The organism is Paraburkholderia sp. A1RI-2L, assembly GCF_048957375.1.
In the GTDB taxonomy this organism is placed as follows: domain Bacteria; phylum Pseudomonadota; class Gammaproteobacteria; order Burkholderiales; family Burkholderiaceae; genus Paraburkholderia.
Genome location: NZ_JARBTA010000003.1, coordinates 948986 through 971713, shown reverse-complemented (window position 1 = coordinate 971713; position 22728 = coordinate 948986). Strand labels below are relative to the sequence as shown.

Here is a 22728-nt window from a genome sequence, read left to right as displayed (position 1 = left end):
CTCCTGGTGTGTCGAGTCGACACAACGAACTTTGGCTGTGGAGTGGCCGATCCTGGTGGGTGAACAACTGTGTCGACTCGACACAGTTGTTTAGGAAAGATCGCTCGTGTCCCCCTGGCGGCTTTCGGATGAGAACTATTATGGGCGGCGCGCGTGGCTGTATCTCCGTGACGCTGTGTTAGTCGTGGCGAATGTGTGTCGAGTCGACACACGATACTTCAGATCCGAGTGGCCGATTCTGTTGGGCGCGGCCGTACACATCAAGTCGATAGCAGCAGCACATGATGATGGCCCAAGCGCCACTCGAACACCGGAAACCGGATAGGTCGATCCAGTGAGGCTCAACTCTTTCCCGAGTGCCAGACGCGCAATCGAACGGCGGCAGTGTGTCGAGTCGACACACAGAGCAAGCCCTGGTTCAATGTCCCTCAGCTGCGCTGCCGCGACACGTGGAAATCAGCAGCGAGCATGCCCAATTCGATCGGTGGTGCTCACGTCGGCGTGCATAATTCCGTGCGCCCAAAGACGTATGTTCGCCTGACGCATCCAGCATCACGTGATATCGCTACGACTTCGTGCACAAAAAATGTGTCGACTCGACACACCGCATAATGCGGAGCCCGTTGCCTGCCTTCCTGTAAGCAACGACGTCTTATGTGAAGGCCGGACTCGGGTATGACGAGACACGATACTCGGAAGCCGCCTCGGGCAAATCCAGCGACGCGACGCAACTCACGCCGTTCGCCAATGTGTGTCGACTCGACACATTCTGGGCAGGAGGTAATGTTGTGCGCATCGGGTGATCTCGCCTCGCCAATCCGCGGCGACAGCGAGGCATCTGATGCTGTCACTGAGCTACGCTGAGACGGGCTGGCTCAGTGATCTTGCTGAAGATGAGATGTCCGCAGAAAGAGTGAGAATTGCCTGTTCGATCGTGAGCGGGTGTGAGCGTATCGGGACGCATTCGACCAAATTTTCATCAGGGGGTCAGGGAGCCAGTTCAGTATCGGGAGAGTCAGGGGCGTAGTCTGTCGACTTATCGAGTTATGCCCGAGTAGAAAGCCTCATGCCAGTCGAGGCTATGCCCCGCTTGGTTAATTGCCGCGTGCCATGACAGCAAATCATGAACGCAACTAACCGTCTAGCTGGCTATGCAACATGATGGCGCATCCGCGATACACCGATGTCGGGGTTCGCTCGTCAGCGCGAAGCGCAACTTGATGCGAGTTCAAATCTCACAATCCGTTGCTGCAAAGATTTGAAATAGAAGTTCGTCGGGCCACGCAAATAGTCAGGCGTCACCGCTGCTCGCGCAGACAAAAACGGAGGCGTCCGCAAGCGAAGCTATAAGAGCTTCCTTCTTCAGGGCGGGGTTACGGAGGTATTCGCTAATTCCGCAAACCCGCCCGCCCCGTTCCGTGAAACATTCAGTGAAATTCCGGGAAATCTACGAAATCCTTATGGCACGGGGATTTCAGCGCATTGCAGGCACCCACGGGACATAATGTTTCACGGAAAATGCGTTTCCCGACCCCAAAAGCGCACTCCTCAATGCACTCACTCGGCAAATTCTAAAAATTGACCCAGAGCCGTATCATTCAATACGTATTTTGTAATATGTCAGAGGCCGCGCATGCGCATTACCGCTATGCCTTATCCAGCAAACTCCCGCGCCTTAATGGCATCGCTGGCTAAAGCAAAATTCCCGGCACCGAGGTGATGGATCGTGTGCAGGTCGCGGTTGCCGCTATCGAACACCCAGTGACCCCGGTCGAACACGCGTGAATCGGCCGCTGCCGACACCACCTCGCAGAAACACGTGTCATAGGCGTCTTCGGTGTGTCGCTCGGGAATGAGCCGGCATTCCAACCACGCGGCGCAGCCCGCTTCGAGCAGCGGCACGCCGAGCACCGGCCCACGAACGGCTTCGATATCGAAACGCCGGAATTTGTCGGCATCCCGTCCGCTGACGCTTCCGACCGCGTAGGTCAAATCCATAGCAGCCGCGCCCGGCACGCAGATGCCGAAGGTTCCGCTCCCCTGAATCAGTTCGCGCGTGAAGGTTTTCTTGTCGATCACGATCGCGATACGTGGCGGTGTGAACTCCACCGGCATCGACCACGCGGCGGCCATTACGTTGCGACGCGCGCCATCTGCGCTTGTGACGAGCACCGTGGGCCCGTGATTGATGAGGCGGCTCGCATGTTCGAGCGCAACGGGCTTGAAGCGGGAGAGGGCGTCCATCGTGCAGTGTGTCCGTGTCGTGTCGAAGTCCGACGGACTGTACACCAGGTGGAAATAGTCTGCGGACCGCGCTTGCAGTTCGCGTGAAACCGCACCGCTAGTCGAGAGCCCCACGTGAAGGCGCGGCGAGATGCTTGCGCACGAGGCTGCTCGCATAGCCACGCGATTGCATTTCGGCTAGACGACTCGTGGTGCGAGAAACATCGTGCGCGCCGTCGAGTCCAGTGAGCGCCGCGCGAATCGGCTGATCCGAGGCGATGAATAGCGCATGCTTGCGGTCGTAAAGAATATCGACGAGCCACACGAAGCGCTGCAGTACATCGCGGCGCTTGAGCATCTCCGTCTCCAGACGATCGACGATGACGCCGCGCCAGCGCTCGGCAAGCGTGAGATAGTCGAGATGCGAGCGGGGCGCGCCGCACAGCGCATCGAAGTCGACCCACACCAGTTGCTTGCCCGCCGCCGTGACGGGCAGCAATCGTCCGGCTACTTCCATGGTTGTCGGATGAACGGCCGCTTGCGCTTCGTATTCGCCAAAAATTTCCCACAGCGGTTCGCGTGTGCCTTCTAGTGGCGCGAAAAAACGCTGCTCGATGGTTGCCGCGCCACTGGCATCGCTTTGCTCGCGATAGTCACGCTCACCATCGAACGCGACGATTTTGAAATGCTGTTCGATTCGTTCAATCGTGGGTTCGAAGCGTTCGTGAAACTCGGGGTCTGGCAGCAGACTGCGCGGGCTGTAGTTCGACGTCAGCACGATGCGCGTGCCGCATGCGAGCGCCGTCTCCAGAAAGCGGCCCATCAGGAACGCATCGGCGATGTCGTGCGCATGGAATTCGTCGAAATACAGCAGTTCGATGTCCTTCAGCCATGCTCGCGAGACGTCGCCGAGCCGGTCGTCGCTTTTGGGCGCCTGCACGAGCAGACGGTTCACATCGCGAATGAACTGATGAAAATGGAGCCGCCGCTTCGTGCACGTGGCAAGCGCATAGAGGGTATCGACGATCAGGCTCTTGCCGCGACCAGGCAGACCGTGACAGTAGACGCCACGATACTGAACCTCGTCAGCATGTGCGTGTTCATCGTCGAGCAACACGCACAGTGCGTCGATCGCCCGTTGCTGGCTCTCGTCCGCGACGACACCTTTTTGGGCGAGCGCACTGGCAATGGAGGACGGGGAGATCATGCGGTGGCGAGGACTCGGGGAATGAGCAGGCCGGAGGCGTGCGAGACGGCGCGTGCGACAGCGTAGTTTAACAGGGCACCTGTGGACCGTCTCAGCGACCTGGTTGACTCGAATGCATATGGAACGAGTAGGAAGCTGGCTTCAAATAAATCGGTGTACTAATCGCGCAACTTAAAGATCTGCGGCTATATCGCGCACTTAAATCGAGCGTTCCTCATGGACGTCTTTTCACGACCTATCGGATTGAAGATGAACAAGACGTTTCGATCAATAAACGCATACTGATATATGCATTCCACATAAATACATTATTGCCTGCTGCAAAGCGATATCCATGCAAGTCTCCCTTTTTATCGGTGCACTTGCATGTCAACCTTAACTAAAAGCCGGGTCGTACAAAAAACCGGAATAAACCAGTCCTGTTGGAATTTCGAAATCCTCCTTGCGAACCAGAGCTGTGAATATTAAAAATCAATCCCCTGGCACTGCGAAGTGCAGAGTCGTAATCACGGGTTACGGCTGCGTCACTCCCTTGGGCAACACTGTTGCCGAATCGTGGGACAGTATCGTTCAGTACCGCTGCGGTTACAGCACGTGGGAGCCCGACGACCCATCGATCAAAGCAAAATTCTTCGGCAAGGTCGACATCGACGACAAGATACTCAAGCGCATTCCGGCCGCAGTGCGGCGGGCGCTGCCGCGTTTTGCCCGCTACACGGCAATTGCAGCCGGCGAAGCCATGAGCATGGCGTTCGGCGAGCATAAGCCCGGCGCCTTCTACGCGCCGACGGATTGCGGGGTGATCATCGGCACGGGTTGGGGCGGTCTCGACGAAGGGTACGAATGCCACGACCGCTATCTGGGCACCGGCTTTGGCAGTCCGCTTGGCAGCTTGCTGACGATGCCCAACGTCGCAACCGCTGCGTGCAGCCTGATCTGGGAGTTGCGTGGTTATCAGAACACGCCAGTCGCCGCGTGCGCCACCGGTACGATTGCGATCGGCGATGCCGCCAACGTCATCCGCTCGGGCCGTGCGAAGATGATGCTGGCCGGCGGTGCCGAGGCGCTGAACTCGCGCACCAATGTCTGGAACATCGATATTCTGCAGGCGCTCAGCAAGGAGCAGACTGACATCGAGAAGGCCTGCTGTCCGTTCAGCAAAGCGCGTAGCGGCTTTGTGTTGTCAGAGGGCGCAGCCGTGCTCGTTCTCGAGGATCTCGAATCCGCGCTGCAACGCGGCGCACGCATCCTCGGCGAAATCACCGGTTACGGCAACTATTCGGATGCGCGCGACTTTACCGCGCCGGCCGAAGACATGGTAGCCCGTGTCGCGGCCATTCAGGCGGCGTTGTCCGATGCCGCCATCCACGCCTCGCAGATCGACTATATCAATGCACATGGCACGTCCACACCGCTGAACGACGAGAACGAAACAGCCTCGATCAAGACGGCGTTGGGCGATGCCGCCTACGGCATTCCCGCTTCGAGCACGAAATCATACTCCGGCCACCTGATAGCGGCGGCGGGTAGCTTCGAGGCCATCGTCTGCCTGAAGACAATTGAAACCGGGCTCATACCCGCCACGATTCATTTGAATGAGCCTGATCCCACCTGTGATCTCGACTACGTGCCCAACTGCCATCGTGAAGCGCAGGTCGATACCGCGCTGAACCTGTCGTTTGGCTTTGGCGGAGCGAACGCGGCGCTCGTTATCGAGGGCTTCCGGCCATGAAACGGCTGCGATACAGCAGCGACGATGTTCGCGCGTGGGCTGAATTTTCCGGCGACTTCAATCCCATCCATTTCGATCCCGACGTCGCCGCACGCGTGGGTCTGCCCGGCGTGCCGGTGCATGGGATGCGGGTCATGCTCGACGTAAAGTCTGCGCTTTACGGGGAGGCATGCGCATATCCGGTCGCGGATCACGAGCCGTTGCTGTTCAAAGCAACGCTTCGCGCACCGGTTCTGCGCGACCGCCCCTATCAACTCCATATCGAGCCGAGCGGGAGTCGCTTTAAGTTTTCGGTGGTGGACGACATAAGCGGCAAAAGCTGCATCAGCGGATATCTGCGCCCGGCTTCGGAAAAGGAAGCCGCAGTGGGCGATGCAACCGTGCGCGACGCAGAATCGGCACCACCTTTCCTGCTTGAAAAAGACGAGTTGGCTCAGCAGATGACGCACTTCATTTCGATGGTGGGCCAGGCTCAACCGGCATGGCTGATACTCGACGCACTGTTGTTCCGTCATCTGCTTGTGAACGAAAGCGAGTTGTTCGGCGGCGTCGCGCGAGTATTCGGCGTCAACGGCGTGAATTCGGCAAGCGCGCTAATGAGCGATGTGGCCGTTCTGCAAACCCATCACGAGACGCTGATTCCGGCGCCCATGAAATTGCTCATGCTCGACGGACTGCTCGACGATATGGGCGCCATGGGTCTGCATATCGAAGTCGGATTGCCCGCCATGACTGGAGACGCGTCCAGCGGCCTCGCGATCACGGGCTCGCTGGTGGCCCGCATCAGCGATGCAATGCTGACGCGCACGTCGATCGGACTGCTCGCACTACCCCCATTTCTTCCCGCAGTGACAGGAGTCTAGCGATGAACAATACGAACACCGTTCTCGAATTCATCAGAGACATGCTCGTCGAAATGAAGGACATGGAGCCGGGAGACCTTACCCCGGAAACCAGCATCGACGAACTGGGACTCGACAGTCTCGACTATGTCGAAATCAAGGTGAATGTCAGCCGCGAATTTCTGGTGACACTTGCGCCGACGCTCTTTGAAACGAAGATCAAAACCGTTGGCCAACTTTGCACGTACATCGTGGAAGAGTCCGCGAAACAGGAGGTCTGAGATGAGTACACCTTCCACGCACCCGCTCGATACGGTCGCAATCGATCCCGCATGTCCTGTCGTCATTCCTCCGGAGAAGGCGGAGAACATCCGCAAGCTGATCCAGTTCTCGCACCGCTCGTTCATGGACGTTGACGGCGTGCTGCCGTGGAGCGACGGCGTTGACCGGAACCTCCCGCCCAAGGACGAGAAGACCTCGTGGATCTACGGCACGCGGTACTGGGACGCACTTTCGGAGAAGCAGCGGCTCGAACTGCTCTGGGCCGAGTGTGCCCGCGATGTGTCGATGTTCATCTGGCTCGAGCAGACGTTACCGCCGTTGTACGTTGGATACGTCAACACCTATCAGGAAACGCTGAGCAAGGAAGTGTACGAATATCTAATGATTTTCTCGAAGGAGGAAATCGTTCATACACTGATGTTCCGGCGGTTCATGAAGCTCGCCGAACTCAACCTTTATTCGCCACCGTCGAGTCCGTATGTCAGTCTGCTGGCTCGCTTGCCTCGACTGCATCCCGCAATTGGTATCTTGTGGACGTTGACGCTCGAATGGGCAGCCGAACTCGCCGCCGTTCATGGCACTCAGGGCGAAGGCGTCGAGCCGCTGGTGCGTGGCATGTTCCACGCGCATCACGTCGAAGAGCTGCGGCACATCACGTTCGGGCGTCGCGTCATCGAATCGTTTTTCAACACGGCCTCGCACGCGGAGCAGGAAATCGTGCGTACCCAGTTCAGCCCGGTGCTGCGCAATCTGTACGACATGGTGACGTTCAATCCCGAGGTTGCGGTGCACGTGAGCTTCCCGTTTCCTGCGGATCTGAACGACCCCAATGTCATCAAGGAGATCCGTGAATCTCCGAATAACCTCAAAGTGAACGAAGAACGTTTCAAGGAGCAGCGCGACTGGTTCATCGATCTGGGACTCTACGCATGAACGATGTTTTCGACGTCGTCTGCATTGGCTCCGGTATCGCTGCATTGTCGTATTCGCTTGCGAGGCTGATCCGCGATCCGGGCACGCGTCTGTTGATCGTCGAAAAGCACCGGATACCCGGCGGCTATGCCACCGGGTTTTTCCGGCCACGTTTGCAGGCGCACTTCGAGGTCAGCCTGCACAAGTTGACCGGCATGGGTTCATGCGGCAATTTGCGCGCAACCCTCGAGCGGCTCGGGGTGCTTGCGGAACTCGATCTCGTGTTTCCCGATACCGTTTTCACGCTGTGCCATGAAGGCAATTCCGTCATCGTGCCCGCCCACGCGGAGTCCGCGCGGGCGGCACTGCTCGCGCGCTTTCCGCACTGCGAAGCAGGTCTGCAAACGGTATTCGACGAAATTGGCAGCTACGGTTTCGATAGCTACATGCAATTTCAGACGCTCAGCGGCGAGTACGAACCGGATATTCGCCGGCTCCGCTACGCGCATGCCAATCTGAAATCGCTGTCTGTTACGGCGGCACTGCATGAGCGCATCCCGGACCCATTGCTGCGCGAATTGCTGTCGCTGCCCAGCATTTACGTGGGAGCGTTTCCCGAGCAAATCAGTTATCTCTATTTTTTGCATGTCTGGTACGCCGCGCTGTTTGCACAATCCGCTTATCTGCGTGGCGGGGCGACTGCGTTGACGGCGGCCTTCGTTGCACGCATCCAGGAACTCGGTGGGAAAGTCGTCACGCGGGCCGAAGCGCAGAAGATTCTTATCGATCACGATACATTGACTGCGCAAGGCGTTGTAACGGATGCGGGAACCTACGCATCAAACGAAATCATCGCCAATGTGGCGCCACGGTATGCACTCGAGCATTTGATCGACCACACGTTGCCCGGCGTCGAGGCACCGGCTGCCGCCATTGCGGCGCAACAGCCGGCCAGCGCAACCACGACGCTGTATCTGGTTCTTGACTCTCCCCCATCGAACTACGGAATTTCGGGATGCGAAATGATGCTATTGGCACCCGATCCCGACGCGGCGCGGGGCTCTCGTGAGGCGGCGCGCGCAGCGCAGGCAGACGAGACTCTAAGCGAGCGCGCCTACTGGCACGACTCGGCGATAGAAGTGACCAATTACCACCAGCTCGACCCTGCACGCGGGTGTGTCGTTGTCGTCAATGCGCTCGATCTGATTCACCACTGGCCCATGCGCAAGACTCCGGAGTATCGGGCGAAGAAGGCACGCGCAAAGAGTGTGCTGCTTGGCCGGCTGCTTGCCGCTTTTCCGGCGCTCGAAGGACATGTGCGCTACGCGGAAGTGGCCACGCCTCGCACCTCCCTGCGCTACACGCATAACACCGATGGCTCGGGCTATGGCGCCATCGCGGCCCCTTCGGACGGCAAACGGGCGCCTTCGCGTCGGCTTCCCTTTCGCAACCTTCAATTCGTCAGCCATTGGACATCGGGCGGTGGCTACGAAGCCTCGATTGGCTACGGCGCGCTGCTCGGCTTCCAGGTTTCGGAACGCATTTCATGAATCAAACCAATTATCCATGGGTCCTCGTTACGGGCGGCACACGCGGCATCGGTCTCGCACTGGTCCGGCGTCTCGCGACACAGCAGCGTGTTGTCTTCACGTGGCGCCATTCCGCCGACGAAGCCCGGCGGCTCGTCGACGAGTGCAAGGCGAAGGGACATGACGTTCAGTCCGTCCGATGCGACGGCAGCAACGCTCAAGCGGTCTACGATCTTGCACAACTATTAATCGCACAGCATGGCGCGCCGCTCGCGCTGATCAACAATGCGGGCGTCACGCGCGACGGTGCGCTCATCAGCATGAACACGTCCGCGTGGCTCGACGTGATCGATCAGAACCTGAACGCGTCGTTTTACTGGACGCGGGCGTTGTTGCCCGCCATGGTCGAAGCCACACGCGGCACGGTTCTCATGATGTCTTCGGTCTCCGGTATCAAGGGGAATGCCGGCCAGACCAACTACAGCGCAACAAAGGCGGCGTTGATCGGCATGACGCGTTCGCTTGCGCTCGAAGTTGCACGCTTCGGCGTGCGGGTCAATGCGATTGCGCCAGGCGTTATCGACACGGACATGACCCGTAACATGCCTGAAAAGGCCTATGCAGCGCTGTGCAAATCGATTCCGATGCGGCACGCCGGCGCTGTCGACGATATCGTGGCAATGGCCGAGTACCTGATTGGCGAGCAGGGGCGTTATATCACCGGTCAATGCTTCGCAGTCGATGGCGGCATGAGCGCCTGAGCCAGCTAATCCGGAGCCATTCATGTCCCACGTTGTCGGGCTCAATCACGCCGGCCCGCTGATCAGGCCGGTCATCACGAGCAATAAAGCGCCGTTTTCGCCTGGCCATCTGGATGCATATGGAAACTGACCTGAGCGCGAACTGTTTCCGTATGCTCGAAATCGCTCTGGCCACGGCGTACCTTGCCATCGCGCTGCTCCATCTGTGTTGGGCGCTAGGCGCGAAGTTCGGCATAGCCGCAGCGGTTCCCTCGGTCGACGGCCGCTTCGTTTTTCAGCCCGGGCGCGTCGCAATATTGAGCGTTGGTCTTTTGATCGCCGGATGCGGCGTGCTGCTGTACGCGTGGGCCGGCGTGCTTGCACTGCCGTTGTCGCGCGCTTCGCTTCGAGTTGCCGTGGGGGCGCTCGGTGTCGCGATGCTCGCGCGGGCGGTCGGGGATTTTCGCCACGTCGGCATTTTCCGGGTTATCCGGCGAAGTCCCTTTGCGCGCATGGACAAGTGGATCTATACGCCATTCTGCATTGCCGCCGGTGCGTTGCTTGTTGCGTCGGCAGCGGTGCGTGAATAGTCACGCACAGACTGCGGCGCAGTCAGCCATTCTTCCAACACAACTCCATTGCCAGCACTATGAACCTGCTTTTTGGTGTCGTCTTTGTCATCTGGATCGGCAGCGAAGTCACGCTGTCATCGATCATGCGCGAAAAGCGCGTAACTGGATCCAACAGCGACCGCAATACGCTGCGAGCCATCTGGATTGTCACCGTTTCGGCTGTCATTATTGCTGCGCTTGTCAGCCGCTTCACCAACTTTCCGATCGGACCGATGCCCGCGTTCCGCTATGTCGGCATCGCGATTATCGTAAGCGGGGTTGTCCTGCGAATCTCGGCCATCGTGTCGCTTGGGCGAATGTTCACGTATAACGTCGCCATTCGCGATGGGCACGAACTGGTCACCGCTGGTCTTTACCGCCTCGTGCGCCATCCTTCGTATACGGGCATGCTCATCACGTTCGCTGGATACGGTTTCGCGCTGAATAACTGGTTGGGTTTCGCGGTCGCGTTTATACCTGTGTTCGTCGTAATGAGAAAGCGCATGGCGATCGAGGAAGCTGTACTGCTCAGGCAGTTCGGCGACGTGTATGCTGCCTATATGAAGCGAAGCTGGAGGCTGGTGCCGTGGATCTTCTGAAATGATCCGCGCATTAACGTTGCGCGCCACCCCAAAGGCGCCGCGAGAAGTCTTCGATCTTGCCGCTGACGCGCCGCCTCTGCAGGGTGCGAGTCCAGCTTGCCGATAGTCCTGCTGCGCTCAGTAGCCGGAGACACTGTTCGTCGCTAAACGGCGAATGCCAGGCGATGGCGGCGGCGTCGCGCAAGGAAACGTTGCTGACGCGAGAAGCCAGTTCCAGCGGTGCATCGGGGCTGACGCGACCGGCAGCAATTACGCGGTAGAGCCAGCCCACGCGCGCCGCGTTCTGCATGTGCTGCGAAAGGTCTTCGATGTCGAAGTGAAAATTCACTTTGAAGCAAGGCGAGCGCGGCTGCGTGACCTGAATCAGCGCTTCGCCCCAGCGAAAAATATCGCCGATAAAGACGTATTCTTCGGTCAGCCCGACGGTAGAGAGGTTTTCCCCGAAGGCCGGCGCGGAAAATTGCCCGGCCTGCGCGGGAAACTCACACGCCCAGTGAGCGTAGTGCTCGCGTGGATAGTGGCACAGCGCGCGGTCGGGGCCGCCGTGAATCCCGGGCTCCGCATGCTCGTCCCCTTCAAGGCCCTGCTCGGTCAACATCAGCGTGCCGTTCACTGCGCGCTTGGCGATCGCGCTCGGGCGGCTGCCGGGGTAATCGCGAATCGGGCCGGCAAAGACGGCTACGGGATAGTTCATGTGCGACTCCATCTGCGTGAGCCCACATGCTCCGCGTTTTGGCTTTGCCGCGCAATTCGAAATGGCGAGGGGCAGGCATTAGGCGACGTTCGGCTGCGCGCAATCGAACGCGCAGCCGCACTAACGCGCAGCCGCACTAACGCGCTCCCTTCGCCTCCCTTTCCAGCAAATTAAGCAGCACCCTGGCCGCCTCGCTCATCTGGCTCGCGTCGCGATGCACGATGCCCACGTCGCGGTGAAACGTGTGATGGCCGAGGTCAAGCGCGCGCACCTTGGCTGGCCAGCGCGTATGCGTGGCAGTCTGCGGGACGAGCGCCACGCCGACGCCGTTCTCTACCAGCTTGACGATGGCTTCCAACTCGTCGAGCTCGCATGCGTCCTGCACGGGCAACTGCATGCGCCGCAAAAAACGGTCGACCTGCCTGCCGCCGAACGAAGCGCGGTCGTAGCGGATATAAGGCTGCGTGGCGATCAACTCCATCCAGTCGCTGCCCTTCATGCGGCGCGGCACGATGAGCCGATACGGCTCTTGCGCAAGCGGCGTCCAGCGCATATCGCTCTGGAGTGCGAACGGTGGACGGATGAGGGCGGCCAGTTCGATTTCACCCGCATCGACGAGGTTGAGCAGTTCCATCGATACACCCGGAATCACGCGCGTGCTCGCGCCGGGGCACTGTTTGCGGAATGCCGCCAGGGCGTCGGGCAGCAACGCGCGCTGCACCGAGGCGATTGCGCCAATATTGACTCGCACGGCCACGGCCGGGTCCACGGTCACGGCGCTCAGGTTGCCATAGAGCCGGATCACTTCCTGCGCCTGCACGAGAATCTGCTGGCCGCGCGCATTCAGGCGCGCGGTGCGTCCTTCGCGGTCGAACAGCGCGAAACCCAGTTCGGCTTCGAGGCGTTGCATCTGTGCGCTCACGGCGGCCTGCGTGAGACCGATCCGGTTGCCGGCGGCAGCAAACGTACCCTCGCGGGCAACGGCGATCAACGTCTTCAACTCACGGATCATTCACAAATTCTGTTTGTGGATGACGAAATTATATATTGATTTTATTTTTAAACGGCGTCGCCTATGATGGCCCGATCAAACGCTAAAACCTGTTGCATGCCGAGCATGGAGTCAAGCATGAGCCTTTCCCCGTTTCACCTGGCTATTCCTGTCTATGATCTTGCCGCTGCGCGTGATTTCTATGGCCGCGTGTTCGGCCTCGAAGAGGGCCGTTCGAGCGGCCAGTGGGTCGATTTCGATTTTTTCGGCCATCAGCTCGTGATTCACGAGCATCCGAAAACCGTTTTGCAGGAGAACGCGCATACGAATGCGGTGGACGGGCATGACGTGCCGGTGCCGCATTTCGGCGTGGTGCTGGAATGGGGGCAGTGGGAAGCGCTCGCGCAGCGACTGCGCGAGTTCGGCACGCAATTCGTGATCGAGCCGTATATCCGCTTTCAGGGGCAGGTGGGCGAGCAGGCCACCATGTTTCTGTTCGACCCGTGCGGCAACGCGCTCGAATTCAAGGCGTTCAAGGACATCGGGCAGCTATTTGCCAAATGAACCCCAGCGTCGCCGGGGGCAGCCGTGCATCAACCTTGCGTGATGAAGTTGCGCACGTGCGTATTGAACAGGTCGGCGTGCGTGGCGTTCATGCCGTGCGACGCGCCTTTCATCGTGATGCGCTGCGCGAAGTCGATCCACTCTTCGAGCGCTTGCGCGTTGTTGCGGAACATGAGCGGGCTGCGCTGGCCGTCGATCAGCAGCGTGCGGCACTTGACGTCGGCTGCGGGGCTGCGCATATAGGCGGGCAGCGGGTCCAGCAACTGCTTGGGCAGCGTCGTGGCGTTGGCGATGGCCATTTCGCGGAAAGCATGTGGGCTCTTGCGCCAGGCGCCGGGCATGCTCACCGAATCCACGAACAATTCAAGCCCTTCTTCCAGATCGCCGCGCTCGATGAGGTCCGCCGCGCGTGTACGCAGCGCATTGGTGGCGGGCGGGAGCACGTCGGCGTCGTCTTCGACGCGGCGCAGCGGGCCGCCCGGGTCCGCGAGCACGAGCGTGCGCACCAGACGCGGATAGCGGCGCGCAAGGTGATACGCAATCGAGCCGCCGCGCGAATGGCCGACCAGATGCACCGACTCGAGTCCCATCGCGACAATGAAATCGGCCAATTCGTGCAGATGGCTTTCCCAGCCGAACTCGCCCTGGATGCAGGCGTCGGCGGCCGGCCAGTAATGGCTGAGGCTTGGCGCGATGCAGCGGAAATCGTTCGCGAGCCCGTCCAGTTGCGGCGCCCAGTAGCGGTAGTCGCACAGCGAACCATGCACGAACAGCAGCGGCTCGCCCGCGCCCCGTTCGAGGTAGGGCAGAACGACGCCCGAATCCAGCGTCGCGAACGACAGATCAGGCGGGGCAAGTAGGGACGGGTCAATGCGTTGATTCACGGAGATCACTCCAGTCGCGGAGATGACACTTTGCCGCATGGCAACGCTTAAGGGAAACGCAATAAATTGAACGTTGCAATCAGATTTTCTGATTGAAAATAAATTGAAAGGAACCGCTTATGCCGGCCGCGGTGTGGCGTTGGTAGACTCCGCCGGCATTCAGTACCCATTTACCGGAGTTCATTCATGCCTCGAAACCTGCTTCGCGCCTGTCTTGGCGCGGCCATGTGTTTGCTCGGCGCTTGCAGTGCTGCGAGTTCCACACCCTCGTCGAATGCGGTCGGCGCAGATCGCGACGCACACGGGTGCATCGGATCCGCAGGCTATTCGTGGTGCGAACATACGCAACGCTGCGAACGCCCCTGGGAACTCGCGAAGCAGAAAGGCTTTGCCGCATCCGAGGCGAACTTCGCGCAGTACTGCTCCACCGGAGCGGTCAAGTAAACGGCGAACGGCCCCGCAGGGCCGGTTTCTCAAACACGCAAGCTTCTGATGGTTACTTAGGATGCCGTTGTATTTGCGCCTCTCAGAAGAGAGGCGGCGCGATGGACCTCCTTCATGATCCATCACGTATCCCGCGAGCGTCAGGTCTGAAAATCAGGCTTTCTTGACGTACGAGTTGCACCACCCCTTTGCATACACCAGCTTGCCGCCGTAGGCGAGGCAGGGTCCGGTCGCTCCGCCGGGTTTGCCCTGATACAGCTGACAAGAGGCGCAGGTCTGCCCGACCTGATAGCGGGGGAACTTTGCTTTGTCGACCTTGGTGGCGTCTTCCTTGTAACCGAGAGCCTGGGCCGTGGGATCGCTTTCGGAGAGCAGCGGGGCGTCGGCGCGCGACTCGGTGGAAAGCACCGTGGTCGACGCGACAGAGGCGGCAATGATCATGAAGCGTCGGCGAGAGACTGGCATGACATGGACTCCTGTATGTGGGGGGATCCAACGGGAGCCGGCGGAACACCATGCACATGTCAAGCATGGCTCTGGGTCCGCGTACGTCGAGTGTCTCCCGTCGTGCATCGACTTCGACAACACGTGCAGGATCCAATGTATCACGGCGTGACATGAACATGCACGCCGTGTGTGAGCGCCGGGTCACCCGTGGGCTTGCGCCTCTCGCAAGCGCGCAAGCGATTCGCGCTGATTGCCTTCGGCGTCGAAGTTGCCTGCGTCGAGCCACGCTTCGAACCCGCGTTTCACTGCGGGCCAGTCCTTGTCGATGATGGCGTACCACGCGGTGTCGCGGCTGCGCCCCTTGTAAACAATGGCCTGCCTGAAAATACCTTCGAACTGGAACCCGAGTCGCAGCGCGGTCCGGCGCGAGGGCGCATTGAGGCTGTCGCATTTCCACTCGTAGCGGCGGTAGCCCAGTTCGTCGAATGCGTAACGCATGAGCAGATACTGTGCCTCGGTGGAGAGCGCTGTGCGCTTGAGCAGCGGGGAGAACGTGACGTTGCCGACTTCGATCACACCGTTCGCCGGATCGATGCGCATGAGGGAGAGCGTGCCCACGGCCTTGCCGCTCGCCCGGTCGACGATGGCGTAATGCAGTGGATCGGCAGAGGCCGCCGCGCCCGTGAGGTACGCGCGATACGACACGAGATCCGTGAACGGGCCGATCGTCAGGTAGGTCCAGTCGCGGCCGTCGGTGGCCTGGCTGTACGCATGGAAAAGGTCGGCGGCGTGCCGTTCGACGTCGATGGGCTCGAGGCGGCAGCGCGCGCCCTCAATGCTCACGCGCGCGGGCCGCTCACGCGCCGTCCAGCCGGAAAGGGCAACGCCGATGGGTTGTTCGTACTCGTTCGTTCTCGTTGCCATGCCTGACATGCTCCGTTTGCGCGACACCATTGATCGGGAATCAGCACTAAAGTACCGCGCGCGTGGCCCCTTGCAAAGATCCACGGAGCGTGCCTTCGTTGGGGCCACATGGCTGCAGTGCGCATCCCGGATGAAAATTCGCGCGGGGTGTAACCCGTTGAGCGTTGGCGACGAATTAGCTTGAACGGACCCGCAAGCGGGTGGTGGGTGGCGCAAGGCGTGCGCGTGCAGGTTCATTGGCGGAGAACGAAAGCGTGAGCTGGGCGGACACAGCGGCGGGATGGATGCAGGCCGATGAGCGCGACATGCGAGGCACGCGGCGGACGCGTGGCACGGGCCGCGCCGCCCGCGCTATTGCGGCGGTGGACGGCATGGGCTACGCTCTGTCGACCGTGCCCGCGCTGGACGGCGGCAATCCCGGCGCCGCCACGTGCAAGCCTGCCGCAAGCTTCACTGCGGGTGCGGAGCTTGGCGCTGGGGCGCCATCCCTTCGGCCGGAGCACACAGGACGCCCTTTGCATCCCGCGGAAATCCGTCTCAAAGCGCTGTTCGTCGACGGTCTCGAAGGCGACGCCGACGCCTACCGCCTTTTCCTCCAGGAACTCACGCGGCATTTGCGCGGCTTTTTGCGCCGCCGCATCCCGCAACTGCACGAGGACGTGGAAGACCTCGTGCAGGAGATTCTGCTCGCGGTGCACAACGCGCGCCACACCTGGCGTTCCGATGAACCGCTGACCGCCTGGGTGCACGCCATCGCCCGCTACAAACTGATGGATTTTTTCCGCTCGCGCTCGCGCCGCGAATCGCTGAACGACCCTCTCGATGATCACACCGACCTGTTCGCCACCGCCGACGACGAGCCGGCGCAAGCGCGCCGCGACATCGGCAAGCTGCTCGACCAGTTGCCCGACAAGCAGCGCCTGCCCATCGTTCACGTGAAGCTCGAAGGACGTTCGGTCGTGGAGGCCGCGCAGCTCACGGGGCTGTCGGAGTCGGCCGTGAAGGTGGGCATCCACCGTGGCCTGAAGGCGCTCGCCGCGCGTATCCGGGGGGGGCAATGAAAACCGACGATCTCATCAACCTGCTTTCCACGGGTGTCGTGCGTGTGGATCACAAGGCGGTCCTGCGCCGCTTCGCGCGTGCTCTGCCGCTGGGGCTGGCCGGATCGCTCGCGATCGTCATGATGGTGTTCGGCGTGCGGCCCGACCTCATGAGCGTGGCGCAAACGCCGATCTTCTGGGCCAAGCTCGCCTTCCCGGTTGCCGTGGCGCTCACCGCCTCACTGGTCGTGAGCCGGCTGGGACGCCCGGGCGTGCGCGGCGGCTATGCGTGGGCGCTGGCGGCCGTGCCCTTCGTTAGCGTGTGGCTGGCAGGGTGGCTCACGCTGGGCGCCGCCGCGCCCGCCGAGCGCGTGCCGCTCGTGCTCGGCATGTCGTGGCGCACCTGTCCGTTCAACATCCTGCTGCTTTCGGTGCCGACCTTCGTGGCGGTGTTCTGGGCCGCGCGAGGCCTCGCACCGACGCGCCCGCGCCTTGCGGGCGCCGCCGCGGGCCTCTTTGCGAGCGGGCTGGCCACCATCGCCTATTGCGTGCACTGCCCGGAAATGAGCCCGGCGTTCTGGAGCATCTGGTACGCGATCGGCATGCTGTTGCCTGCTGCGTTGGGTGCGTGGCTCGGACCGCGGCTGCTGCGCTGGTAAGTTGGCCGCGTTGCCAGGCCGGCGCTCGCGTGGCCTAACCCGAAGCAAGCAAAGCGCCCCGCCGGACATGCTCAGCGCCCCTCGGTACCGCACGAGACTGCGGCGTCGCTCTCCAGTTCTCGCGCATCGCCGGTTTCAGGCTTGATGTCTTCGAGCGCGGCGCGGCTCGTTTCCACGCGCAGCACCAGAATGGCCGCGCACAGCACCGCAAGAACGCCGCTTACCATCGCGATCACGCCCGACACGCCGAATCGCTCGTACAGCAGCAACGCGAGCCACGGCGTGATGATCGACGAAGCACGCCCGACTGTTCCGGCCACGCCCGTGCCGCGCAGCCGCACTTCGGTGGGGAACAGTTCGGGAATGTAGCCGAACAGGCCCAGCGTGCAGATCGTGTAGATCGCGCTCACGAGGCAGAAGCCCGCGAGCATGATGGCGGCGGGGTCGCGCAATGTCACATAGACCCAGCCGAGCGCGACGCTCACGACCGAGGAGATCAGGATGCCGCGTGCGCGGCCCACGCGATCGGCGATCAGATAGCCGACCAGGCCGCCCACCGGCGAGCCCACCGACATCACGAACACGAAGCCGAGCGACTTGACGACCGAGAGCCCTTGAGCGACGAAAAACGTCGGCAGCCATGCGATAAATCCGTACAAGCCCACATTCACGCCAACGGCCGTGAGCGCCGCCACGACCGTGCGGCTGCGCATGCCCTTCGCGAACAGTACGCCGAGCGGCACCTTGCCCTTGTTCAGATCGACGGCGCGCTGCACGGGCGGCAACTCGCCCACCTGGTCGCTCACCTCGCGCTCGATTGCCGCGAGCGTGGCTTGCGCCTCGTCGAGCCGGCCGACCGATTCGAGCCAGCGCGGCGACTCCGGCATGCGGTGCCGCAGGAACCAGACAACGAGCGCGCCCACGCCGGCGAGCGCGAACATATAGCGCCAGCCGAGATGCGGAATGACCCAGTAGCCCGCCGCGAGCGCGGCGAACAGGCCGCTATTGGTGATGATGGCAAGCAGCGATACCCACTTGCCGCGCGTGGCGGGCGGCACGAATTCCGCGAGCGTGCCTGCCGCGACGACGAGCTCGGCGCCCAAACCGAGACCCATGACGAAGCGCAGCCCGATGAGCCATTCGATGTTGGGCGCAAAGCACGCGGCGATGGACGCGAGCCCGAACACGGCAAGATTGAGCTGATACGAATAGCGCCGGCCGAGCCGGTCGCCGAGCCAGCCCGCAACGAACGCGCCGAGCATCATGCCGACGAACGTGGACGACACGAACATCGCGCCGTGGTGAAGGTCGGTGAAACCCTCCTTGACCATCGCCGCGACCGAGCCATTGGCGAGATAGATGTCGAAGGCGTCGAGAAATGCGCCGCCGGCGATGAGGCCGAGAATTTTCCAGTGAAAGCGGGAAATGGGTAGCCTGTCCAAACGCCCGGCGGCGTTGACCGCGTGTTGCATGGTGTCGTCTCCTGAATGGATTCGCCGCGAAGTTGGTTTTTTGGCGGCTTGCGTATCGTCCAATAAATTCTGGACTACTACGGTATAAAGTGATTTGCGGCCAATCAGTGTCGATGGAGCCGCGTTGCGAGATCAAACCGTACCGCTCTCCCGCAGCGTGCGGATGCGCGCTTCGTCGTAACCGAGTTCTCGCAGGATCGCATCGGTGTGCTCGCCGAGCGCGGGCACGGGGTCCATGCGCGGGTTATCGGCGAGCGTCGCGCCCGGCGGCAGCAGCGCGGGAATCTCGCCTGCCGGCGTGCCCACGCGCGTCCAGCGCTCGCGCGCGGCGAGCTGCGCGTGCGCCCAAACCGCGTGCATGTCGTTGATATGCGCGTTCGCGATCTTCGCTTCTTCCAGCCGTTCGATCACGTCGCCGGCTGTGAGCGCGCCGAACGCCGTTTCGATGAGCTTGCCCAGTTCCGCGCGATGCGTCACGCGGCGGCTGTTCGAGCAGAAGCGCTCGTCCCCGGCCAGCGCCGGTTGGCGCAGGACCGTCTCGCAGAAGCCCTTCCATTCCCGTTCGTTTTGCAGGCCGAGCATGACGGATTTGCCGTCGCCGGCCTTGAACGGTCCGTAGGGATAGATCGTTGCGTGCGCCGCGCCGTTGCGCTGCGGCGGCGTCTGGCCGTCGATCGCGTAGTAGAGCGGGTAGCTCATCCATTCGACCATGCTTTCCAGCATCGACACGTCGATGCGCCGGCCGCGCCCGGTCTTGCCGCGTTCGATGAGCGCCGCAAGGATGCTCGAATACGCATGCATGCCCGCCGAGATATCGGCGATCGAGCAGCCGGCCTTGGCCGGTTCGTCGGGCGAGCCGGTGATGCTGAGAAAGCCGGATTCGCTCTGGATCAGCAGGTCATAGGCCTTCTTGTCGCGATAAGGGCCGTCGCTGCCGTAGCCGGAGATATCGCAGACGATCAGGCGCGGGTAGCGCTCGCGCAGCGCCTCGTAGTCGAGCCCGAGACGCTGCGTGGCGCCGGGCGCGAGATTCTGCACGAACACGTCGGCGTCGGCGAGCAGCGCGTGCACGATGGCGAGCGCCTCGGCGCGCTTCACGTCTAGCGTGAGGCTTTCTTTCGAGCGATTGGTCCAGACGAAATGCGAAGCGAGGCCGTGCACGCGTTCGTCGTAGCCGCGCGCGAAGTCGCCCGCGCCGGGGCGCTCGACCTTGATGACGCGCGCGCCCAGATCCGCGAGCTGGCGGGTGCAGAAGGGCGCGGCGATCGCGTGCTCGAACGTGACGACCTTGATGCCTTCGAGAGGGCGCATGAGAGTCTCCCTGGTGCAGTCACAAGCGATCAGAATGAACGCGGCAGGCCGAGAATGTGCTCGGCCACGTACGAGAGAATCAGGTTCGTCGAGATCGGCGCAACCTGATAGAGCCGCGTCTCGCGGAACTTGCGCTCCACATCGTATTCGCAGGCGAAGCCGAAACCGCCGTGGAATTGCAGGCAGGCGTTCGCGGCTTCCCACGAGGCATCCGCCGCGAGCAGCTTGGCCATGTTCGCCTGCGCCCCGCAAGGCTCATGCGCATCGAAGCGGCGCGCCGCCTCGAAACGCATCAGGTTGGCGGATTCCACGTTCACGAACGCGCGCGCGATGGGAAACTGCACGCCCTGGTTCTGACCGATCGGGCGGCCGAATACCTGGCGGTCCTTCACATATTGCGAGACCTTGTCGATAAACCAGTAGCCGTCGCCGATGCATTCGGCGGCAATCAGCGTGCGCTCGGCATTCAACCCATCGAGGATGTACTTGAAGCCCTTGCCTTCCTCGCCGATCAGGTTTTCCGCGGGAATTTCGAGGTTGTCGAAAAAGAGCTCGTTGGTTTCGTGATTGACCATGTTCAGGATCGCCTGCACGGTCAGCCCCTTGCCGATCGCTTCGTGTAGATCGACCATGAAGATCGACATGCCTTCGCTCTTCTTCTTCACGTCCGAGAGCGGCGTGGTGCGCGCAAGCAAAATCATGAGGTCGGAGTGCTGCACGCGCGAGATCCACACCTTCTGGCCGTTGATCACGTAACGGTCGCCCTTGCGAACGGCCGTGGTCTTGATCTTCGTGGTGTCGGTGCCGGTGGTGGGCTCGGTCACACCCATCGATTGCAGGCGTAGCTCGCCGCTCGCGATCCTGGGCAGATACTTGCGCTTTTGCTCGTCCGAGCCGTGGCGCAGCAGCGTGCCCATGTTGTACATCTGGCCGTGGCAAGCGCCGGAATTGCCGCCGCTGCGATTGATCTCCTCCATGATGACCGAGGCCTCGGTAAGGCCGAGGCCCGAGCCGCCATATTCCTGCGGAATCAGCGCGGCGAGCCAGCCCGCTTTCGTGAGCGCATCGACGAAGGCTTCAGGATAGCCGCGCTCCTCGTCGATCTTGCGGAAATACTCGGCCGGAAACTCGCCGCACAAATCGCGCACGGCTTCGCGGATGTCCTGATATTGATCGGTTGCTTCGTTCATTGCACGGATTCCTGCGTTTATTCGGATGGGTTGCGTTCAGGCGAGCATGGCGCGCGAAGCGCGTCCTGTGTCGAGCAGCAGCGTGGCGACGCGCCGTGGCAAGCCGGGATCGGGAAGGAAGCCGCCCATGTGCGGACCAGCAATAGAGCCAGTGCCAGATGGGCGGACGCGCGTCGCCAGTTTCCGGCGTGCAGCCGTTGTCGAGCGTGGCGGCCAGCGCGGCGGCGCGGGTCGGAGGGATGAGGTCGGTGATCGTCTGAAACGGCTGTATGAGCGATGCCGGCAGGGGTGATTCATCGCCGTCTCCAGCGCTGGTTAGGCCAACGCATTGCTATAGAAAAGATGAGTCGACTGTAGGCGAATGTTCCGCGACGCGGAAATACGGATTGAATGTGCCGGTCATAAGCGTATCCTATGGCTCTCGCATCGCAAGGGCAGGAAGGGCCCAGGCTCATGGACGTTCGCCAGCTTCGTTACTTCGTGCACATCGTCGATTACGGCAGTCTCGGCAAAGCTGCGGAAAAGCTCTACGTGGCGCAGCCGTCGCTCAGCCAGCAGATCGCGAAACTGGAAGACGATCTGGGCGTGCCGCTGCTCGTGCGCAGCCCGCAGGGCGTGAAGCCCACCGCCGCGGGCCAGGCGCTGTACCGTCACGCGCGCCTTGTGCTGCATCAGATGGAGCAACTGCGCCAGGAAGTGCGCGAGGGCGTGGGGGCGGAATCGGGCACGGTCGCCATCGGCTTGCCCACGACCATGGCCTCGGTGCTGGCGATGCCGGTCTTCGAGCGCGTGCGCGAGCGCTACCCCGGCATTCGCCTGCAGTTCTTCGAGAGCATGAGTGGCTATCTGAACGAACTGCTCGCGAACGGCCGTCTCGACCTGGCCATTCTGTTTCGCGACACGGCCACGCCGGGCATCTCCGCGTTGCCGGTGCTCGATGAAGAGCTTTACGTGCTCGGCGAGCCTGGGCTGCCCGCCAGGGCTCGCACGTGTGCGCTCGCGGCGCTCGCCGACGTGCCGCTGGTGGCGCCGGGCGTGGCCAACGGACTGCGCCTGCTGCTCGAACGAATCTTCGCGCGCGAGCAAGTGCGGTTGAATATCGTCGCGGATGTGGACTCGCTGCCTATGCTGCTCTCGGTCGCGCAGTCGGGCGCGGCATGCACGATACTGCCCGCATCGGCGCTGGCGCTGCGCGCACCGGCCGAGCGGCCGAAGATGCGGCGCATCGTCGATCCGGTGATCAGGCGACCGGCGAGCATCTGCTGGCCGAATGCGTTGCCGGTGAGTTCGGCTTCGCTTGCCGTGCGGCGCACGCTCTGCGAGTTGATCGAGGAGCTTCGTGCGAGCGGTGTGTGGACGGGGATCGAACTGCGGGAGGCAGGGATGGGGGCGGCGGGCTGAGGTGCGGCGCGAGACCGCCTGGGGTTC

Annotated in this window: 22 protein-coding genes and 2 pseudogenes; 14 read left to right on the top strand and 10 right to left on the bottom strand. The window is 61.8% G+C overall.

All coding sequences use genetic code 11. From position 1 onward, the window contains the following. Positions 1-1653 precede the first annotated feature (1653 nt). Both PWP93_RS27620 and zapE read right to left on the bottom strand, forming a co-directional pair. Positions 1654-2244 carry a flavin reductase family protein gene (locus tag PWP93_RS27620; RefSeq protein ID WP_421046840.1) on the bottom strand — a complete coding sequence of 197 codons (591 nt, stop codon included), beginning with the start codon at positions 2242-2244 and terminating at the stop codon, positions 1654-1656. A 97-nt stretch (positions 2245-2341) separates the two neighbouring features. Next, positions 2342-3430 (bottom strand): cell division protein ZapE, encoded by a 1089-nt coding sequence (gene zapE / locus PWP93_RS27615; protein WP_421046839.1) that lies wholly within the window; start codon positions 3428-3430, stop codon positions 2342-2344. Between the two features lie 457 nt (positions 3431-3887). Here zapE and PWP93_RS27610 point away from each other — a divergent pair, with 457 nt between their 5' ends. The 9 genes and pseudogenes from PWP93_RS27610 to PWP93_RS27570 all read left to right on the top strand — a co-directional run bounded on the left by PWP93_RS27610 (position 3888) and on the right by PWP93_RS27570 (position 10677). After that, a complete protein-coding gene (locus PWP93_RS27610; protein ID WP_421046838.1) occupies positions 3888-5162 on the top strand; it encodes a beta-ketoacyl-[acyl-carrier-protein] synthase family protein in 1275 nt (424 codons plus the stop codon). Beyond that, positions 5159-5287: pseudogene (locus tag PWP93_RS27605) on the top strand (MaoC/PaaZ C-terminal domain-containing protein); the annotation flags it as partial. The gene PWP93_RS27610 and the pseudogene PWP93_RS27605, both read left to right, overlap by 4 nt. Next, a complete protein-coding gene (locus PWP93_RS27600; RefSeq protein ID WP_421047027.1) occupies positions 5288-6025 on the top strand; it encodes a hypothetical protein in 738 nt (245 codons plus the stop codon). It abuts the pseudogene before it with no gap. 2 nt (positions 6026-6027) lie between these two features. Further along, positions 6028-6285 carry an acyl carrier protein gene (locus PWP93_RS27595; RefSeq protein ID WP_421046837.1) on the top strand — a complete coding sequence of 86 codons (258 nt, stop codon included), beginning with the start codon at positions 6028-6030 and terminating at the stop codon, positions 6283-6285. 1 nt (position 6286) lies between these two features. Further along, the gene (locus PWP93_RS27590; protein WP_421046836.1) at positions 6287-7219 is read left to right on the top strand and encodes a diiron oxygenase; all 933 of its coding nucleotides are present in this window, start codon (positions 6287-6289) and stop codon (positions 7217-7219) included. Then, complete coding sequence (locus PWP93_RS27585) at positions 7216-8748, top strand: phytoene desaturase family protein (protein ID WP_421046835.1); 1533 nt, start codon at positions 7216-7218, stop codon at positions 8746-8748. The genes PWP93_RS27590 and PWP93_RS27585 overlap by 4 nt, the downstream gene beginning before the upstream one ends. Continuing rightward, the gene (locus tag PWP93_RS27580; RefSeq protein WP_421046834.1) at positions 8745-9488 is read left to right on the top strand and encodes an SDR family oxidoreductase; all 744 of its coding nucleotides are present in this window, start codon (positions 8745-8747) and stop codon (positions 9486-9488) included. Before PWP93_RS27585 ends, PWP93_RS27580 begins: the two co-directional genes overlap by 4 nt. 113 nt (positions 9489-9601) lie before the next feature. Beyond that, entirely contained in the window at positions 9602-10057 is a 456-nt protein-coding gene (locus tag PWP93_RS27575) for a DUF3995 domain-containing protein (protein WP_421046833.1), read from the top strand. 59 nt (positions 10058-10116) lie between these two features. Further along, positions 10117-10677 (top strand): methyltransferase family protein, encoded by a 561-nt coding sequence (locus tag PWP93_RS27570; protein WP_421046832.1) that lies wholly within the window; start codon positions 10117-10119, stop codon positions 10675-10677. A 13-nt stretch (positions 10678-10690) separates the two neighbouring features. On the opposite strand, the gene yiiM is transcribed toward PWP93_RS27570, so the two are convergent. Beyond that, entirely contained in the window at positions 10691-11374 is a 684-nt protein-coding gene (yiiM, locus tag PWP93_RS27565; RefSeq protein WP_421046831.1) for a 6-hydroxyaminopurine reductase, read from the bottom strand. 136 nt (positions 11375-11510) lie between these two features. Further along, positions 11511-12386 carry a LysR family transcriptional regulator gene (locus PWP93_RS27560; RefSeq protein ID WP_421046830.1) on the bottom strand — a complete coding sequence of 292 codons (876 nt, stop codon included), beginning with the start codon at positions 12384-12386 and terminating at the stop codon, positions 11511-11513. Between the two features lie 117 nt (positions 12387-12503). Here PWP93_RS27560 and PWP93_RS27555 point away from each other — a divergent pair, with 117 nt between their 5' ends. After that, positions 12504-12929, top strand: coding sequence for a VOC family protein (locus tag PWP93_RS27555; protein ID WP_421046829.1), 426 nt, complete (start codon positions 12504-12506; stop codon positions 12927-12929). A gap of 29 nt (positions 12930-12958) precedes the next feature. Here PWP93_RS27555 and PWP93_RS27550 read toward each other — a convergent pair whose 3' ends face one another. Next, positions 12959-13813, bottom strand: a complete 855-nt coding sequence (locus tag PWP93_RS27550; RefSeq protein WP_421027265.1) for an alpha/beta fold hydrolase — start codon at positions 13811-13813, stop codon at positions 12959-12961. Between the two features lie 186 nt (positions 13814-13999). Here PWP93_RS27550 and PWP93_RS27545 point away from each other — a divergent pair, with 186 nt between their 5' ends. Then, positions 14000-14257 carry a hypothetical protein gene (locus PWP93_RS27545; RefSeq protein ID WP_421046828.1) on the top strand — a complete coding sequence of 86 codons (258 nt, stop codon included), beginning with the start codon at positions 14000-14002 and terminating at the stop codon, positions 14255-14257. Between the two features lie 153 nt (positions 14258-14410). Here PWP93_RS27545 and PWP93_RS27540 read toward each other — a convergent pair whose 3' ends face one another. Continuing rightward, a complete protein-coding gene (locus PWP93_RS27540) occupies positions 14411-14722 on the bottom strand; it encodes a high-potential iron-sulfur protein (protein ID WP_421027263.1) in 312 nt (103 codons plus the stop codon). A gap of 192 nt (positions 14723-14914) precedes the next feature. After that, positions 14915-15628: pseudogene (locus PWP93_RS27535) on the bottom strand (GNAT family N-acetyltransferase); the annotation flags it as partial. A gap of 515 nt (positions 15629-16143) precedes the next feature. Between PWP93_RS27535 and PWP93_RS27530 the strand changes: the two are divergent. Together PWP93_RS27530 and PWP93_RS27525 are read left to right on the top strand one after the other, a co-directional pair. Then, positions 16144-16689, top strand: coding sequence for a sigma-70 family RNA polymerase sigma factor (locus PWP93_RS27530; RefSeq protein WP_421047013.1), 546 nt, complete (start codon positions 16144-16146; stop codon positions 16687-16689). Further along, entirely contained in the window at positions 16686-17327 is a 642-nt protein-coding gene (locus tag PWP93_RS27525; protein WP_421046827.1) for a DUF1109 domain-containing protein, read from the top strand. The genes PWP93_RS27530 and PWP93_RS27525 overlap by 4 nt, the downstream gene beginning before the upstream one ends. A gap of 71 nt (positions 17328-17398) precedes the next feature. Here the strand turns inward: PWP93_RS27525 and PWP93_RS27520 are convergent, their stop codons facing one another. The 3 genes from PWP93_RS27520 to PWP93_RS27510 all read right to left on the bottom strand — a co-directional run bounded on the left by PWP93_RS27520 (position 17399) and on the right by PWP93_RS27510 (position 21300). Beyond that, a complete protein-coding gene (locus tag PWP93_RS27520; protein WP_421046826.1) occupies positions 17399-18799 on the bottom strand; it encodes an MFS transporter in 1401 nt (466 codons plus the stop codon). Between the two features lie 132 nt (positions 18800-18931). Further along, complete coding sequence (locus tag PWP93_RS27515; RefSeq protein WP_421046825.1) at positions 18932-20110, bottom strand: CaiB/BaiF CoA transferase family protein; 1179 nt, start codon at positions 20108-20110, stop codon at positions 18932-18934. A gap of 29 nt (positions 20111-20139) precedes the next feature. Next, positions 20140-21300, bottom strand: coding sequence for an acyl-CoA dehydrogenase family protein (locus tag PWP93_RS27510; protein ID WP_421046824.1), 1161 nt, complete (start codon positions 21298-21300; stop codon positions 20140-20142). Between the two features lie 453 nt (positions 21301-21753). Between PWP93_RS27510 and PWP93_RS27505 the strand changes: the two genes are divergently transcribed. After that, the gene (locus PWP93_RS27505) at positions 21754-22701 is read left to right on the top strand and encodes a LysR substrate-binding domain-containing protein (RefSeq protein ID WP_421046823.1); all 948 of its coding nucleotides are present in this window, start codon (positions 21754-21756) and stop codon (positions 22699-22701) included. Positions 22702-22728: the final 27 nt, after the last annotated feature.

Bases quoted from the DNA above. Each gene is read 5' to 3' on its own strand.
- PWP93_RS27575 (WP_421046833.1), top strand. From the start codon at position 9,602: ATGCATATGGAAACTGACCTGAGCGCGAACTGTTTCCGTATGCTCGAA.
- zapE (WP_421046839.1), bottom strand. From the start codon at position 3,430: ATGATCTCCCCGTCCTCCATTGCCAGTGCGCTCGCCCAAAAAGGTGTC.
- PWP93_RS27525 (WP_421046827.1), top strand. From the start codon at position 16,686: ATGAAAACCGACGATCTCATCAACCTGCTTTCCACGGGTGTCGTGCGT.
- PWP93_RS27560 (WP_421046830.1), bottom strand. From the start codon at position 12,386: ATGATCCGTGAGTTGAAGACGTTGATCGCCGTTGCCCGCGAGGGTACG.
- PWP93_RS27545 (WP_421046828.1), top strand. From the start codon at position 14,000: ATGCCTCGAAACCTGCTTCGCGCCTGTCTTGGCGCGGCCATGTGTTTG.
- PWP93_RS27510 (WP_421046824.1), bottom strand. From the start codon at position 21,300: ATGAACGAAGCAACCGATCAATATCAGGACATCCGCGAAGCCGTGCGC.
- PWP93_RS27590 (WP_421046836.1), top strand. From the start codon at position 6,287: ATGAGTACACCTTCCACGCACCCGCTCGATACGGTCGCAATCGATCCC.
- PWP93_RS27580 (WP_421046834.1), top strand. From the start codon at position 8,745: ATGAATCAAACCAATTATCCATGGGTCCTCGTTACGGGCGGCACACGC.
- PWP93_RS27595 (WP_421046837.1), top strand. From the start codon at position 6,028: ATGAACAATACGAACACCGTTCTCGAATTCATCAGAGACATGCTCGTC.
- PWP93_RS27520 (WP_421046826.1), bottom strand. From the start codon at position 18,799: ATGCAACACGCGGTCAACGCCGCCGGGCGTTTGGACAGGCTACCCATT.
- PWP93_RS27570 (WP_421046832.1), top strand. From the start codon at position 10,117: ATGAACCTGCTTTTTGGTGTCGTCTTTGTCATCTGGATCGGCAGCGAA.
- PWP93_RS27585 (WP_421046835.1), top strand. From the start codon at position 7,216: ATGAACGATGTTTTCGACGTCGTCTGCATTGGCTCCGGTATCGCTGCA.
- PWP93_RS27515 (WP_421046825.1), bottom strand. From the start codon at position 20,110: ATGCGCCCTCTCGAAGGCATCAAGGTCGTCACGTTCGAGCACGCGATC.
- PWP93_RS27620 (WP_421046840.1), bottom strand. From the start codon at position 2,244: ATGGACGCCCTCTCCCGCTTCAAGCCCGTTGCGCTCGAACATGCGAGC.
- yiiM (WP_421046831.1), bottom strand. From the start codon at position 11,374: ATGAACTATCCCGTAGCCGTCTTTGCCGGCCCGATTCGCGATTACCCC.
- PWP93_RS27555 (WP_421046829.1), top strand. From the start codon at position 12,504: ATGAGCCTTTCCCCGTTTCACCTGGCTATTCCTGTCTATGATCTTGCC.
- PWP93_RS27505 (WP_421046823.1), top strand. From the start codon at position 21,754: ATGGACGTTCGCCAGCTTCGTTACTTCGTGCACATCGTCGATTACGGC.
- PWP93_RS27540 (WP_421027263.1), bottom strand. From the start codon at position 14,722: ATGCCAGTCTCTCGCCGACGCTTCATGATCATTGCCGCCTCTGTCGCG.
- PWP93_RS27600 (WP_421047027.1), top strand. From the start codon at position 5,288: ATGCGGGTCATGCTCGACGTAAAGTCTGCGCTTTACGGGGAGGCATGC.